The organism is Gordonia otitidis (assembly GCF_020735545.1).
GTDB lineage: Bacteria > Actinomycetota > Actinomycetes > Mycobacteriales > Mycobacteriaceae > Gordonia > Gordonia otitidis.
Genome location: NZ_CP085974.1, coordinates 794990 through 810706, shown reverse-complemented (window position 1 = coordinate 810706; position 15717 = coordinate 794990). Strand labels below are relative to the sequence as shown.

14 protein-coding genes and 1 pseudogene are annotated in these 15717 nt (G+C 65.0%); 11 read left to right on the top strand and 4 right to left on the bottom strand.

Annotated elements, in window-relative coordinates:
• The first annotated feature begins 26 nt into the window (after positions 1-26).
• From LK459_RS03615 to LK459_RS03600, 4 genes and pseudogenes are all read left to right on the top strand, one after another.
• Entirely contained in the window at positions 27-1397 is a 1371-nt protein-coding gene (locus LK459_RS03615; protein ID WP_227921883.1) for a S1C family serine protease, read from the top strand.
• Positions 1398-1495: 98 nt separating this feature from the next.
• Complete coding sequence (locus LK459_RS03610; protein ID WP_007239734.1) at positions 1496-2149, top strand: MogA/MoaB family molybdenum cofactor biosynthesis protein; 654 nt, start codon at positions 1496-1498, stop codon at positions 2147-2149.
• 688 nt (positions 2150-2837) lie between these two features.
• A pseudogene (locus LK459_RS03605) lies at positions 2838-3477 on the top strand (MspA family porin).
• Positions 3478-3552: 75 nt separating this feature from the next.
• The gene (locus tag LK459_RS03600; RefSeq protein ID WP_227921882.1) at positions 3553-4230 is read left to right on the top strand and encodes an MspA family porin; all 678 of its coding nucleotides are present in this window, start codon (positions 3553-3555) and stop codon (positions 4228-4230) included.
• Positions 4231-4818: 588 nt separating this feature from the next.
• Here the strand turns inward: LK459_RS03600 and mscL are convergent.
• Together mscL and LK459_RS03590 are read right to left on the bottom strand one after the other, a co-directional pair.
• Positions 4819-5658 (bottom strand): large conductance mechanosensitive channel protein MscL, encoded by an 840-nt coding sequence (gene mscL / locus LK459_RS03595; protein WP_227921880.1) that lies wholly within the window; start codon positions 5656-5658, stop codon positions 4819-4821.
• Between the two features lie 184 nt (positions 5659-5842).
• Positions 5843-6532 (bottom strand): SAF domain-containing protein, encoded by a 690-nt coding sequence (locus LK459_RS03590; RefSeq protein WP_407648715.1) that lies wholly within the window; start codon positions 6530-6532, stop codon positions 5843-5845.
• A gap of 214 nt (positions 6533-6746) precedes the next feature.
• Between LK459_RS03590 and nhaA the strand changes: the two genes are divergently transcribed.
• Positions 6747-8105, top strand: a complete 1359-nt coding sequence (gene nhaA, locus LK459_RS03585) for a Na+/H+ antiporter NhaA (protein ID WP_227921878.1) — start codon at positions 6747-6749, stop codon at positions 8103-8105.
• A gap of 13 nt (positions 8106-8118) precedes the next feature.
• Here the strand turns inward: nhaA and LK459_RS03580 are convergent, their stop codons facing one another.
• Positions 8119-9666 (bottom strand): alanine/glycine:cation symporter family protein, encoded by a 1548-nt coding sequence (locus tag LK459_RS03580; RefSeq protein ID WP_227921877.1) that lies wholly within the window; start codon positions 9664-9666, stop codon positions 8119-8121.
• Between the two features lie 248 nt (positions 9667-9914).
• Between LK459_RS03580 and LK459_RS03575 the strand changes: the two genes are divergently transcribed.
• Positions 9915-10253, top strand: coding sequence for an FmdB family zinc ribbon protein (locus LK459_RS03575; protein WP_083835939.1), 339 nt, complete (start codon positions 9915-9917; stop codon positions 10251-10253).
• Positions 10254-10393: 140 nt separating this feature from the next.
• Positions 10394-10930: a hypothetical protein gene (locus LK459_RS03570; RefSeq protein WP_227921875.1), complete on the top strand. Its 537-nt coding sequence runs from the start codon at positions 10394-10396 to the stop codon at positions 10928-10930.
• A 99-nt stretch (positions 10931-11029) separates the two neighbouring features.
• Here LK459_RS03570 and LK459_RS03565 read toward each other — a convergent pair whose 3' ends face one another.
• Positions 11030-11608: a 5-formyltetrahydrofolate cyclo-ligase gene (locus LK459_RS03565; protein WP_227921873.1), complete on the bottom strand. Its 579-nt coding sequence runs from the start codon at positions 11606-11608 to the stop codon at positions 11030-11032.
• Between the two features lie 159 nt (positions 11609-11767).
• Here LK459_RS03565 and LK459_RS03560 point away from each other — a divergent pair, with 159 nt between their 5' ends.
• The 4 genes from LK459_RS03560 to LK459_RS03545 all read left to right on the top strand — a co-directional run bounded on the left by LK459_RS03560 (position 11768) and on the right by LK459_RS03545 (position 15596).
• Entirely contained in the window at positions 11768-12724 is a 957-nt protein-coding gene (locus LK459_RS03560; RefSeq protein WP_227921872.1) for a UTP--glucose-1-phosphate uridylyltransferase, read from the top strand.
• A gap of 117 nt (positions 12725-12841) precedes the next feature.
• Positions 12842-14155 (top strand): molybdotransferase-like divisome protein Glp, encoded by a 1314-nt coding sequence (gene glp, locus LK459_RS03555; protein WP_007239745.1) that lies wholly within the window; start codon positions 12842-12844, stop codon positions 14153-14155.
• Positions 14156-14230: 75 nt separating this feature from the next.
• Positions 14231-14887 (top strand): GNAT family N-acetyltransferase, encoded by a 657-nt coding sequence (locus LK459_RS03550; protein WP_227921871.1) that lies wholly within the window; start codon positions 14231-14233, stop codon positions 14885-14887.
• A gap of 28 nt (positions 14888-14915) precedes the next feature.
• Positions 14916-15596 (top strand): SIMPL domain-containing protein, encoded by a 681-nt coding sequence (locus LK459_RS03545; protein WP_007236540.1) that lies wholly within the window; start codon positions 14916-14918, stop codon positions 15594-15596.
• Positions 15597-15717: the final 121 nt, after the last annotated feature.

Here is a 15717-nt window from a genome sequence, read left to right as displayed (position 1 = left end):
CACAAGACGAGGGAAGAAACACGACGATGACAGGTGGAGGCCCGCACGGGGGGAATCCGTACGGAAACGACCCGCAGACAAGCGGATTCCCCGCTTACGGATCGGGTCGCGGCGACGGCGGACAGCAACCCGGGTACGGTGCTCCACCGACTCAGCCCTATTACGGACCTCCCGCAGGTCAGCAGGCGTGGGGCGCGACCGGCACGACGGACAGTGGGCTGCCTCATGGCGGATTCGACCAGGGACCCGGCGGGTCTGACCACGGGCCGCGCACCGCGACGCAGCAGAAGAAGTCCCGGGGCGGACTGATCGCCGCGCTTGTCGCTGGTGCTCTCGTGGTCGGGCTCGTCGCCGGCGCGATCGGCGGAATCGTCGGCGCGAAGGCCACCGACGACTCGTCGTCGAGCAGTGCGCTACCGCTCGGCGGCGATCCGAACACCGGCAGCGGCAACAATGAGCCGGCAGCGCCCGCCGGCTCCATCCAGGAGGTCGCCGCCAAGACCCTTCCGTCTGTGGTGTCGATCGATGTCATCAGTGGATCGGAGGCGGGTGAGGGCTCCGGCGTCGTCCTCAGTGACGACGGCGTCATCATGACCAACAACCACGTCGTCGCGGGAACCTCCGGCAACGCACGGGGATCGCAGATCCAGGTGAACTTCCAGGACGGTTCACGCGCGGCGGCACGTCTGGTCGGTGCGGATTCGATCTCCGACATCGCGGTGATCAAGGTCGACAAGCGCGGGCTCACCCCGATCAACGTCGGAACGTCGAAGAACTTGGCCGTCGGTCAGTCGGTCATCGCAATCGGTGCGCCGCTCGGCCTACAGGGCACGGTGACCACCGGCATCATCAGCGCACTGAACCGGCCGGTGTCGACGTCTCGCGAAGGCGGCACGACGTCGGTGATCGACGCCATCCAGACCGACGCCGCGATCAACCCCGGCAACTCGGGTGGCGCTCTGGTCAACGCGCGAGGGGCATTGATCGGCATCAACACGGCGATCGCGTCGCTCGGTGCCTCGGAACAGCAGCAGAGCGGCAGCATCGGGTTGGGCTTCGCGATCCCGATCGACCAGGCCATCAGGGTCGCCAACGAACTGCAGAAGACGGGCAAGGCGTCGCATGCGAGTCTCGGTGTCCAGGTGCGACCCAACAGCCCCGCGGAGACGCCAGGAGCGGTGGTATCCGATGTCACGGCGGGTGGCCCGGCCGCGCAGGCGGGTATCCCCAAGAACGCGATCGTGACGAAGCTCGACGACCGCAACATCGCCTCGGGCGACGCGCTGGTCGCGGCGGTGCGTTCACACGCGCCGGGCGAGAAGGTCACGGTCACCTACGTGGCGAACGGTCAGACGCGAACCGCGTCGGTGACGCTGGGAACCCTCACGACCAACTGATCGACCCGAGTGGATCGACAACCGACTCATCATCGAGGCCCCGGATCTGAGACCATGAGCACGGGGCGAGAACAGGCGAGAACGAGAAAGAGGCGAGCATGATCGAATCAAGCCGCAGTCCGCAAGGCTCCACCCTCACCGACGATGCGTCGAGCGTGATCGATCCCATCGCGTTGGAGCCTTCCGAGGTCGATCCCGCCGATGTGGTCGCCGCCGACGCCGCCGCACGCGAATTCGTCGCTCGCCACATCGGCGAGGCAGCACAGGCTTCGGGCGACGAGATCGGCCGGGCGTTGGTGGTCGTTGTCGACGACCAGATCGCTCATGGCGAGGTCGCCGATTCACTCGGCCCGCTGGTGGGCGAGCTCCTCAACGAGGCAGGTTTCCACGTTGACGCGACGCTCGCGGTGTCCGGCGACGAGATCGAGATCCGCAATGCACTCAACACGGCGGTCATCGGTGGCGTCGACCTCGTCGTTTCCGTTGGTGGCGTCGGAGTCGGCGCTCGTGACGTGACGCCCGAGGCCACCGAGCCGCTGCTCGACCGACGGCTGCGTGGCATCGAGGAGGCTGTCCGCAGCTCCGGTCTCGCCGCCGGAGCAACCGACGGCGGCCTGTCTCGCGGACTCGCGGGCATCTCCGGGCAGACGCTGGTGGTCAACATCGCCGAGTCGCGCGCAGCCGTACGCGACGGAATGGCAACTGTGGCACCGCTTGCGAAGCACGTGATCGAGTCGATCAGCGAATTCTGAGACGCCAACCGCGCGTATCTATCACCAAATGCAGCTCAACGCATGAGTTGGATTCACGTGCTGTTCACCAGAAATTCGCCGAACGTCCTTCTGTCCTGATGAGACGAGATTCCTGATATGTCGCGTGACGACGAAAATCGCGTAACCGGAGCTGGTGCCCGACGGAAATCGAGAAAACGTCGTCGGATCGACGACGTTTTCGGTGACGATCTTCCTGAGACCACATCCGACGAGAGTGGCGAAGGTCACAGCGCGACTTCTCAGGAGTGGTATCGCGCCCAGCGGCCACCGCATTACGAGTGAGCTGCGTCTTCCCAGGCCGAAGGCGCAGCGTGTTTTCCTTCTGTTAACAGTAATTCTGTTAATAGAGTGAACTCCGACTGCGGAATCGTGTAAGAGTTTGTTGAGATCCAGCTGAGCGTTGCTGTTGCTCGTTTTGATATAGCTCGGATAACGTTCGCTGCGACAACACTCGGTCCCCTGGGCGACCGGGAGCGTGGTCCTGCGGTCTGGCGTATGTCGGGCGGCAGCAGTGGAACGAGGGGGCTGGGAGATTAACGTTCCGGTGAGCATGACGAAACGCCGTGTTAACCGGAGCGGACGATGATTCCCGCGAGCCGCCAAGGTCAACCCGAGGGAACGAGTTCGTCTCCCTCGGATAACAGCCGAATCCTGTGAGAGGGAACGAATGAGCAAGTTCAGCAAGCTTGGGCGCCGCGGAGCTGCTGCGGTCGCCGTCGCCGCTGCCGCGGTGATTGGCGCAACCAGCATGGGGGGCGGGGCACGCGGAGGCCGGCAAGCTGGCCAATGGTTACAAGAAGGCGACTGGCGTCGATGGCGAGGTCGTGCAGACGTGGCGTAAGAATGAGTCCGCGTACGCGCTGCCTACGGTCGCGAACGTCCCCACCCAGCGCTCGGCGGAGCTGTCGGGTACCTACTCGGCGCAGCTGAGCAAGGGTGTCGCCGGAAACGTTGCGCTCAAGTACATCGTCGGTTGCCAGGTGAACGTAGAAGGCTTGTCGCTCGATCTCGGTGGCAGCTTGTCGCTGAGCTCCGCGGGCCTGAGTGGCTCGTTGAGCCTGCCGCTCACTCCCGGCCAGGTGGCGGTGGTCAGCGTGACCGACAAGGACATCGACGCAGGCGGCTCGGGTGCTATCCAGGTGTCTGACTACACCATTCTTCTGCCGAACTGCGCTGGCTACGCATCGGCCCGCTCGGCGGTGAAGGTTGTCGCCGCTACCGGCTACAGCCCGAAGGACGGAACCCTCAGCGGAACGGGAAGCTACGTCCAGTCGACCCTGTACGGCCAGCCCTTCAGCCTCAACTGAGTGGCAGCAGACAAACCAGCAATCATCTGAGATTTCTCTGCTTCCAAGCAGATTGACATTCCACAAAGGGGAATCATGAAGAAGATCAACACGCGTCGCGTGGCTGCTGCCGTCGGCGTCGCCGGCGCTGCACTCATGGGCCTGACCAGCCTCGGCGCTGGCGGCGCCGCGGCCGGTCCGCTGCCGGGCGCATCCGCGACGAAAACCCTCGCCGACGGCACACCCGTCACGATCAGGTTGTACGACGAGTCGGTCAACATCCAGCGTGCGGTCACCAACGTGCAGACCAGCCGCGAAGCCTGGTTGTCTGGCAAGATCAAGGTGAACGTCGGCGGTAAGGCCGAGGGCGCCAGCATCCAGTCCGGCTACATCTTCGGTTGCCAGGTCAACTTCGGCGCGAGCGCGGGCGGCGGCGCAGGGGCCGAAGCTGCGCCTGACCCCACGAATGGCGCAACTGTCACACCGTCGGCGAGTTCCAACGCAGGCGTGACCCTCGGCCCAGGCCAGGCGAAGACCGTGTGGCTCATCGACAGCACCTCGAGCAACATCAGCAACACCGCCGACTCGAACTACTCGATCAGCGATTACACGTTCACCGGCAACAGTGGTGGCGTGGCCTACAGCCAGGAGAAGGTCGGCGTCGACGGCTGCGCCGGTTACGCTTCGGCTCAGGCGATCATTCAGGTGAAGGTCAGCACCGACTCGGTGAAGGGCATCGTCACCTTGCGCGGCAAGCCGTTCAGCCTCGGCTGATCGCGCGTCTCGCACAACGCAACAGAAAGCCGCAGGGCGGGAACCGGATGGTTCCCGCCCTGCGGCTTTCTGCCTTGAGCGGGCCTACCTTCGTGGCTGTGGCTCAGGCAGATCAGGGCGGGAACCGGGGGCCGGTTCCCGCTCTGTGAGCGCTGCGGCGCCGATAGCTCGGGGATTGGCAATCGGCGAGCAGAACCCCGTTCTGTGGTGACGCGTCGGACGTCACCGATCGGTTCAACTACCGGCTGGTTCAGCTTCCGAAGAACGGGAACGGGAACCAGGGACGGGGCCGAGGGCGCGGCTGGGGCTGCGGACGACCGTGGTTGTTCTGGCCGGGTCGCTGGTTGCCGTGAGGCTGAGGCATCGTTGCTCCTCCATCGTGTTGTTGTGCAATTCAGTCGACGTACTCCCGATCGCGGTCGGCGCCAACGGGTCTCAACGTAGAAACGAAACCTTGGGGCCCGGTGGGCGAATCGCTGTCAAACGTCTGGACGTCGTCGCCGCGACGACTGCGGTATCCCACGACAAGCAGAACCGGCCACACCCGAGACGGGCGTGGCCGGTTCTGCTTGTCGTGGGATACCGCAGTCAGCGTGAGTGACGTCCCGAGTCGGGCGGGTAGTCGCCGGGGAACTGCGACCCCGGCGGGGGGTAACTGCTCGGTGGGTAGTTGCCGGGCGGCGGGTAGTTGCCGGGTGCGGGGTTCGGGGTGGGATAGCCCGGCTGCGATGCTCCCGACTGTCCGGGCGGATACGTCGGGGGATTCTGCTGCGGCTGCCCTGAGGGGCTCTGATACGACGGGGGATTGCCGTACGTCGAGGGGGCCTCGTAGGGGGCCTGAGAAGCCGGTGGTGGCGTTGTCAGGCGCTGGGTCGGCTGTGCGGTGTCGGACGACGCGGATGAGGACGACGGGGGTGTGGACGCGGACGAATGCGTGTCGGGTGATCCCTGGTCGCCGGAACCCGATGATCCGGCGTCGCCGCCTCCCGACTCGCTCAGGTGATCGGGCAGGTTCTTCTCCGCATCGGCCTTGGCCTTCGATGCGCCGTCGGGATCCATGAGGTCGCGGATCTCGGTGAGGAGTGCAACCTCGGTGACCTCGGCCTTCTTGCCGAAGCCGCCCAGCTCGGCGAGCTTGTTGTACGGCAAGATGATGATGAAGTAGACGACTGCGGCGATGATCAAGAAGTTGATGACCGCGGTGAGGACTCCGCCGAGATTGACGAACGTCGACGACTTACCGCTGACCAGTTCGAAACCGAGGCCGTCGGCCTCGTTCGGGCTCCACGGAATGGTGTTGATGATCGGCTTGATGATGCCGTCGGTGAACGCCGTGACGATGGCGGTGAAGGCAGTGCCGATGATGACGGCCGTGGACAGATCGACCACGTTGCCCTTCATGATGAAATCCCTGAAACCCTTGAGCACTTTCCGTTCCTCTCATCGGTCGGGTGGGGACGTGCCTGGTGAGGTGCGACGGAATCTGCTCAGTGGTGCACAGTCCGTTCTTTGTGATGTTAATGGAGTCAGCCTGTGACGTTGCGGAACCGAACGATGTTGTGTCCCGTGCAACTACCGTTCATCCCGCTCGCTCTGATGCAGAAAGCGCAGTTCAGTGCACTATTACAGCAAGGGCGACGTCGAGGCCCGCTGTCGCGACGCGCAGTGCTGATTTCTGATCCATCGCGAGTACGACGGGCGCCGACGCCTGATTTCGCGCAGCCAGGGCGCTCGACGTCGGCCGCTCGGTCCCCAGTGCGACGACGGCGCGCCTGGCGAGTACTTCCGCCTCTGGGCCGATCACGTCGACGACGTCGCCCGCGCGCAACAGCGCCGACACGGCGTCGTCGGACAGTCGCACCGGCACGAGGCGTGCATCGGCAGAACCGGTCAGTTGCTGGGGCAGGCGTGGCGACAGGAGTCGGGCGTCGGTCAGGATCTCACCGGCCCTGACCAGACCGGTCACCGTTCGACCCGACCCGTCCCGCGACATACGTAGTGCCCCGGATGGAACGATCCCTGCGGCCACCCGGCGGGCGACCAGGTCGCCCGCCGTCAGTTCTGTACCCGGCAATAGGTCGTGCGACGCGACCATCACTGAGTCGGTGTTTTGTTCGGCGCCCCCGAACGCGGCCACGCCGAGGGCGGCTGCGACGAGTAGTGCCGCCGCGGATCGTCGAATCAGAACCGACCGCGCCCAGCCCGGGCGCACGGCCGCTCCCAGACGGTCGACGAGACGCGGACTCAGGCGGTCTCGGCCTCGACGATCAGGGCGGGTCCGATCTCCACGCGCTGGTCTCATGGGCGAAACGTAGTCGCCTCCGGGCATGTGTGACCGTGCCCTCGACGAGGTTGTGGACAACCGCTCCACGGTGAGCGGTCGGTGGATAACGTCGTGTTCCGTTAGAATGGACAACGGTGTGCCGGGAAGTCTGGTCGGCGATCCGGATCGCGATCCGGATGCACAATCGACCCCTCTCGGCCTCGCTGCCGGGACAGCCCGACAGGATCACCGCATGCCAGAGCATTCTTCCGAGGGACACATCTCGGGGAGCGACGCGTCGCTCGACGCAGCCCTCGATACTTCGGCCCCCGAGTCGACCACGTCGACGGGGACACCGGATCGGACAGGACCGCCAGGCTGGCGCCGACACAATCGTCGGGAACGCTTTCGTCGAGTTCTCTCACTCGACACCACCAGCGGCGCGCTTCTCCTGATCAGCGCCGCACTGGCCGTCCTCATCGCCAATTCCCCGTGGCGGGAGGGCTACCACAGTTTTCTGGCCTACGAGATCGGCCCGGAGTCGCTGCACCTCCATCTCTCACTCAGCGAATGGGCCGCCGACGGGCTGCTCGCGATCTTCTTCTTCGTCGTCGGTGTCGAATTGAAGCAGGAGTTCGTCGCCGGAAGCCTTCGTGACATCCGGCTGGCAGGTGTGCCGATCGTCGCTGCCGTGGCCGGGATGATCACGCCGGCACTCTGTTACGTGGCGGTGGTCGGCGCACTGGACCCGGAAGCCTTGCGTGGCTGGGCGATTCCCACCGCCACCGATATCGCCTTCGCGCTCGCCGTCCTCGCGATCTTCGGGCGGGGACTCCCGCTGGCGCTACGCACCTTCCTGCTCACTCTCGCAGTCGTCGACGATCTCCTCGGAATCACGGTGATCGCAGTCTTTTACACCGAATCCATCAACTTCGTCATGCTCGGCTGCGCCCTGCTGGCGATCATCGCCTTCGGTGTCGTGGTCCGGCTGTCCCGCTCCTATCGGTGGCTGCTGCTGCCGCTGGCTGTCGTTGCGTGGGCGTGCATGCACGCGTCCGGAGTGCACGCCACCGTCGCCGGTGTCCTGCTCGGGCTTGTCGTACCTGCACTCACGATTCGAGGTGAGCGGCTCTCGCGCACCGAACTGCTCGACGAGACCGTACGTCCGTGGTCTGCCGGAGTGGCTCTGCCGCTCTTCGCGTTCGCCGCGGCCGGTGTGTCGGTTGTCGGTGCGGACGAACCGTTGGTCCAACCGGTCTCCATCGGAATCGTGGTGGGGTTGTGCGTCGGCAAGATCGCCGGGGTGCTCGGCGCGACTGCGCTCATGACGCGTCTGACTCCACTTCGGTTACCCGATTCGATCGGACTGCGCGACCTCATCCCGGTGGGCATGCTCACCGGCATAGGCTTCACGGTCGCCCTACTGATCGCCGAACTCTCCTTCGGCGAGGCCGATCACGCCGCACCCGCCAAGGGCGCGATCCTCATCGGATCGGTCATCGCGGCGTGCGTCGCAGCGATCATGCTCCGCTGGAATGCGCACAAGGCGCGTGACCCCGACATGAACCGCGACGGCGTCGTCGACACCGACCTCGACGTGATCGGCGGCTGAGCCCACGACGGTCTCAGACGTCGGCCTCGACGGGGCGTCGTCGTTTCTCGACCGGCTCGTAATCCTCCCAGAACGTCGCTCCGGTGATGCCGAGTGCCACCGGGTCGAAGGTGGGGTCGAGGCCACGCTTGCGCTGGTGCTCGTAGTCACGCAGCGCCTTGAACGCCGGCTGTTGCAGGATCAGGATGCCGATGATGTTGAGCCACGCCATGAGTCCGACGCCGATGTCGCCGAGCGTCCACGCCTCGGTGGCAGTCGATACCGCACCGATCACCACGGAGACCAGGATCAGCACCTGCAGACAAATGGTGGCGTTCGATCCCACGGTGCTGCGCAGCGGTCGGACGTAGACGGTCGACGCGCGGCCCAGCAGGAACCGGAGATTCGTCTCGGCCATGTAGTAGTAGGCGATGATCGTCGTGACGCAGAAGAACAGCAGCGAGATCGCGACGAACGACGATCCGGCGCCGCTCCAGAGGGTGTCGAAGCCGGTCTGCACGAATGTCGGGCCCACCTCGGCGTCTGCCGGGAGGTTCCCACCTTCGGCGATTACCGCACCCGACTCCGACTCGCCCTCGAAAACTCGGTATGCACCAGTCGACAGGATGAGGAATCCGGTGGCGGAACAGACGAAAAGGGTGTCGATGTAGACCGCGAACGCCTGAACGAGTCCCTGCTTGGCGGGGTGCGACACCTCCGCGGCTGCTGCTGCGTGCGGCCCGGTGCCCTGCCCGGCTTCGTTGGAGTACAGGCCTCGCTTGACACCCCACATGATCGCGGCGCCGATGATCGCACCGAAAGCGGCGTCGGCGCCGAAGGCGCTTGCGAAGACCGTGGAGATCACGTTCGGGACGACTGAGGCATTCATCGCCACGATCACGATCGCGACGATGATGTAGATGATCGCCATGAAGGGCACGACGATCGATGCGAAGTTCGCGATCCGCTTGACGCCACCGATGATCACCAGCGCGAGCACGATCACCGTCGCCACCGCGAAGACCCATTTCTCGATGCCCCAAGCGTTTTCAGCGGCGATGGCCATCGAGTTGGACTGCACGCTGGGAAGCAGCAGGCCGCACGCGAGAACGGTCACGGCGGCGAAGAGGAGCCCGTAGAGCTTGAAGACCGGCGCGGCCTTCGTGTGTGCGAAGGCTCGGCTGAGGTAATAGGCCGGTCCGCCGCGGTACTCACCGGTGAGGCGATCGCGGGTCTTGTAGATCTGAGCGAGGGTGCACTCGACGAACGACGTCGACGCTCCGAGGAACGCCACGAGCCACATCCAGAACAGTGCACCCGGCCCACCGAAGGCAATCGCGGTGGCGACACCGGCGATGTTGCCGGTGCCGACGCGTCCGGCGAGTGACATGGTGAGAGCCTGGAAGGACGAGACCCCATCCGGAGAGCTCTCCCCGTGGAACATGAGCTTCACCATGTCGGGTATTCGTCGCAGCTGGACGAGGCGCGACCGTATCGAGAAGTACACGCCTGCGCCCAGGCAGAGAAAGACGAGAGCGTTGCTCCAGACGTATCCGTTCACCGAGTCCAAGAAGTCGGTCATGGGTCCTTCCGGGTAGCGATACCTCGGAGGACATCGTTCGCCCGCCAAGGCTTTGGCAGACGTTTACCTTTCCATGGTTCTTCGTTTACTGCGCGGCGAACGGTCAACTGGCGTCCGGTGGTGGAGGTCGTCAACCTCGTGACCTCGGGTGTTGGGTCAGAGATCCGAAGTCTTGGCACTCGGAATGTACGAGTGCCAGAGTTGGTTAGAATCTATGGCGAATCACTTCACAGTCTTCGGAGGTACCGGTGCCCACCTACTCGTATGCGTGCACGGAGTGCGACAACAAGTTCGACATTGTTCAGTCGTTCTCCGATGACTCGCTGACCGAATGCCCGCAGTGCTCGGGCCGGCTACGCAAGTTGTTCAACTCGGTTGGCATCGTGTTCAAGGGCAGCGGCTTCTACCGCACGGATTCGCGCTCGGGTTCGTCGAGCTCCGAGTCGGCGTCGTCGAGCAGCAAGTCCGACAGCGGCTCGTCGTCGTCGGAGAGCTCGTCGTCCACGAGTTCCTCGTCGAGCGACAGCGGATCGAACGCGTCGTCGTCGAAGAGCGACTCGAAGAGCAGCGCGCCCGCCTCGGCCTGACGGCTCATCCCCACTTGGCGTCGGCTCTGAGCGCATTCGGACAGCACCGTGTGGTCCGTTCGAAGGGTTATTTTGTCTCTTTCTTTTAACCCGATCGTTCGTGTTGCCTGCTCACCTCTTTTTGCTACCGTAGGACCGGTTTGAAACCGATCCAGTGCCGCAGAAACAGTCATTCTGCGCTGGAACAGCATGAGGAGAAATCGGCAATGGCTTCAAAGATCACTCGACTTCGTATCGCAGGCGCCAGCGGCGCCCTGATCGGCGCCGGCGCGTTGGCCGTCGCGCTGGCCGCACCTGCCTCGGCGGCGGTGACCGGAGTCAGCATCACAACGCCTGCGGGGTATGGTCCGGCAGGTATCGGTTACGGGACGGGCTGCTCTTACACCGTTTCGGCTTCCGTCACGAACTCCGACCCCAACAACGCAGTCGAGTTTACGATTTCCCCTGTGGGCGGCGGTGCAGTCGACCCGGCATCTGTGCAGCCCAGCACTCAGACGAATAAGGCGACCACGACGTGGAAGCCGACGAAGGTCGGCACCTACAAGATCACTGCGCAGCAGGGTTCTTCGTCTCAATCCGTCACTGTCAAGGTTGGTGGCCGCGGCATCCAGACCCCGACTATCGGTCAGATCAACTCGTCGCTGACCAGCGGAACCTGCATCGTTCTGCCCTTCTGAGCAGTACCGTTCTGAATTCTCGTAACAACAAAGGTGCCGCGGAGTAATCCGCGGCACCTTTGTCGTTGTGAGCATGTGGTGTCGCAGCAGACCGCGGAATTACCGCAATTCCCGGAAACCGTGCGCCGGAGTGAGTACCCACCCGACCGGAATGTCGTAATTGCCCGACGGAAGTGAATCGACGACCTCGTCGTCGTAGACGACCGCGACGAGCTCGGCGGAACTTCCGACCAGGGTGCGGTCGTAATACCCCGCTCCGCGGCCGAGTCGGACGCCGGTCTTGTCGACCGCCAGCGCGGGCAGCAACACCACCGCGGCTGCATGCACGGCTTCGACGCCGAGGCGCTCGCCGGTTGGTTCGAGAAGTCCCCAGCGTCCGGGCTGAAGTGTGGTCGCGCCGTCGTAGCGGACCCAGTCGAGTGGCGCAGGATCGCCGTCGGGGACCACCGGCACGAGTACGCTCACACCCCGATCGACCAGTGCGTCGAGCATGGCGGGCGAACCGGGTTCGGACCCCACAGGAACGTAGGCGGCAACGGTGACGTCGTACTCGAGTCGAAAGGGCGCGGCGTAGATCCAGTCGGCGAGGTCGCCAGCAGCTTGCTCGCGTGCAAACGGCGACATCGAGCGGCGTCGGGCAGAGATCTCGTCACGCAACTTGTTCTTGAGCGTTGCCACCGCGGTCGTCGCCTTCCCCAGAAGTTTGAGCGTTTCACTGTGATCTGACCCGCACTGTAGTGCCCAAAGGTGACGAATTGGTGGGCACATCGTCAGCCGGTCAGGTGATCCACAACGCTTCGCGGGGACGTCGTCAGACTCCGACATTATGGTGTCCGTATGACGTCCAGCGTGAGCAAGTCGAGCACCGTCGAATTCACTGAGTACTCCTCGGTCCCGAATACCCCGCCGATCCCGCGTACCGCTGTGGTTCCCGCAGCAGGCCTCGGCACCCGGTTCCTGCCTGCGACCAAAACAGTGCCCAAGGAGTTGCTGCCCGTCGTCGACACCCCCGGCATCGAACTCGTCGCCGAGGAGGCGAAGTCCGCGGGCGCCGAGCGGTTGTTGATCATCACCTCGCCCGGCAAGGACGGCGTGGTGGCGCACTTCGTCGAGGACCTGGTCCTGGAGAACACACTGGCCACGCGCGGTAAGGCCGCGATGCTCGCCAAGGTGCGTAAGGCGCCGTCGCTGTTGGAGGTGGCCTCGGTCATTCAGGAGAAGCCGCTGGGCCTCGGGCACGCGGTGGGGTGCGTCGAGCCCTACCTCGACGAGGACGAAGACGCCATCGCCGTTTTGCTGCCCGACGACCTCGTCCTGCCCGGCGGGGTGCTCGAGGTCATGGCGCGCACCCGGCAACGTCGAGGCGGATCGGTGCTCTGCGCGATCGAGGTGCCAGAAGACCGGATCAGCGCCTACGGCGTGTTCGACGTCGAGGAGCTTCCCGACGCCAACAACCCCAACGTGATGAAGCTCAAGGGCATGGTCGAGAAGCCCGATCCGAAGGATGCGCCGTCGAATCTCGCCGCAGCGGGCAGGTACATCCTCGACCTCAAGATCTTCGACGCCCTGCGTCGGATCAAGCCCGGCGCGGGCGGCGAGTTGCAGCTCACCGACGCCATCGCACTGCTGATCGAAGAGGGCGAGCCGGTGCACGTCGTCGTACACAAGGGCACCCGACATGATCTCGGAAACCCAGGTGGCTACCTCAAAGCGGCCGTCGACTTCGCGCTCGACCGCGACGATTACGGACCTGACCTGCGTGAATGGTTGACGGAGCGGCTCACGAAGGACTGAAGCACTCGCCGGTGCGCACGTCGGTGTTGTGGCTCCTCCGCGCGCCTGCCACCTCTGGGTCGGCGCGCAGACTAACGTCATGAACCGACGTATGTCGTTGCGAGGCAATGAGGTGAGATGCGGTCCGTCGAAGATCATCTGACGCTGGTGACCGCTGCGGCGGTCGCTCCGCGGCCGGTGCGAGTGGCCATCTCCGAAGCGCAGGGCCTGATGTGTGCGGAGGAGGTCGTCACCGAGCGACCGATGCCCGGTTTCGATCAGGCTGCCATCGACGGTTATGCGGTGCGAGCCGTCGACGTGGCACTGGCCGGTGTGCCTGCCCCCAGCGATCCCGACGAGTTCGAGGAGTTCGACGCCGGTGGCGCCGAACTCGTCGACCCCGAGGCCGGTGAGCCGATGATCGTCTCGCTCCCGGTGGTCGGTGAGGTCGCGCCGGGTGCGCGCACTCCCACACGGCTTCAGCCGAGGCAGGCGGTGCGCGTCGAGACTGGTGCCCCGATGCCGACGCTGGCCGACGCCGTCGTGCCCCTGCGCTGGACAGACGGTGGCGAGCAGAAGGTCAAGGTCGGGCACGGCGTCGACAGCGGTGATTACGTTCGACGCATCGGCGACGACGTCCAGCCAGGCGACGTCGCGGTGCGCGCAGGCTCGATCATCGGTCCGGCACAGGTGGGACTGCTCGCAGCGGTGGGACAGTCGCGGGTGCTGGTTCATCCCAAGCCGCGACTGTCGGTGATCTCGGTCGGCAGTGAGCTCGTCGACATCGACCGCACACCCGGTCCCGGCCAGATCTACGACGTCAACAGCTACGCCCTTGCCGCGGCGGCGCGTGACGCCGGTGCCGACGTGAACCGTGTCGGGTTGGCCGAACGCGAGTCGTCTCGGCTACGCGAAGTGGTTGAGGCGCAACTCATCCGGTCGGAGATCGTCGTGATCTGTGGAGCGGTGGGCGGAACGGCGTCGCGTGCCATCGCCGACGCGTTGGCCGACCTCGGCGACCTCGAGATCGTGCGAGTGGCCATGCATCCGGGGTCGGTCCAGGGCTTCGGCCGACTCGGCCGCGACGAGGTCCCCACGTTTCTGCTGCCTGCCAATCCGGTCAGTGCGCTCGTGACGTTCGAGGTCATGGTTCGACCCCTGATCAGAATCGCGCTGGGCAAACGCCAGCCGATGCGACGCATCATCACGGCCAGGACGATCGGGCCGATCGCCTCCGTCGCAGGTCGCAAGGGATATCTCCGCGGGCAGTTGATGCGCGACGAGAAGTCGGGGGAGTACCTGGTGCAGGTACTCGGGGCGTCGCCGACGGGATCGTCGCATCTGCTGGCCGAACTCGCCGACGCGAACTGCCTGATCATCGTCGACCCCGACGTCGAAGAGCTCGGCACGGGTGACGAGGTTGAGGTCGCTTTCCTCGCTCAGCGGGGATGAGCAGACGCGGAGGCTCGATCAGCGCATGTGCGTGAGCCGGTCACGTGACAACGTTCACCGAATAGACTCGTCGACGTGTTCAGATGGTTGAGCGGTGTTCCGGCCAGTCCTGGGTGGCCGGCGACGTTGGGACCATTGGTTTCTCGCGGTGGCGCCGTGACGTTGCGTCCGGTGCGTGTGCGCGACGCCAAGAACTGGAGTGATCTCCGGATACGCAACCAGAACTCTCTGCTGCCGTGGGAGCCGACAGGTGTGGGGAGTTGGGCCGAGCGTCATCAGCCTGCGTCGTGGCCGCCGCTCTACGCGGTGCTCAAATCCGAGGCCAAGCGCGGCACCATCCTGCCGTTCGTCATCGAAGTCGACGGGCACTACGTCGGGCAGCTCACCGTGGGGAACATCCAGCGGGGCGCAGTGCGCACCGCATGGATCGGATACTGGATCGACCAGGACCACTTCGGGCAGGGAATCGCCACTGCCGCAGTCGCATTGGGGGTCGACCACTGTTTCGGCCCGGTGGGCCTGCATCGTCTCGAGGCCACCGTCCAGCCGTCGAATGCGGCGTCGCAGGCGGTGCTGACCAAGCTGGGCTTCCGGCGTGAAGGTCTTCTCGAACGCTACATGGACGTCAACAAGCGCTGGCGCGATCACATCCTGTTCGCGCTGACCGCCGAAGAGATCCCCGAGGGCGCGGTGGAGCGTCTGGTGCGGTCCGGACGCGCGAGCTTCCTGTAGCCGCCGCCCGCCTGGGTAGGGTCACGGTATGGCCGAGTCAACACGTGGTGCGTCGGAATTACTGGAGATCGTGGTTCGCGGCAATGCTCGCGGCAGCTACCCGCCCGAGCGTGCGTTGCTGTCGCTGTCGGTCGACTTCTCCGGCCCGGACCGCGAGACGGTGTACACCGACGCCGTGGAGGTACAGGCGCGGATCGCCGAGTCGCTGACAGACCTGGACGAGCGGGGAGCGGTGTCGAAGTGGCACAGCGAGTCGGTGCACGTGTGGTCGTATCGCCCTGTCGACCCCAAGGGGAAGCCGCGAGAGTTGCTGTACGTCACGCAGATCCGTGTGCGAACAGAGTTCGTCGACTTCGACGAGCTGGGCACGTTTATCGACACGTGGGCCACCGTCGAGGGAGTCGATGTCGGGGGTGTGCGCTGGGACGTCACCGACGAGGGGCGGCTCGAGCACGAAAGGGATCTCCGTCGGCAGGCCGTCGACGATGCCGTCGCCAAAGCACAGGCCTACGCCGACGCGGTCGGTCGTGGACCGGTGCGGGCGATCCAACTCGCCGACCCGGACATGCTCTCGAACTCGGCTGAACCGATGAGTCGCATGATGGTTACCGGTGCGCCCGCCGCGGGCGGTGCTGCGCCGACTCTCGAACTGCGGGCCGAGGACATTCACATCGCCGTCTCCGTCGACGCGCGCTTCGTCGCCGGTTAGGGCACCGGGGTACCGGGTTTCGCGTCGACGGCACCGGGTTTCGCGCCGAGGGCACCGGGTTCCCCGTCGACGGCACCGCGACGGGCTGGCTGAGAAAGCCGTATGAATCAGGGCAATCTGC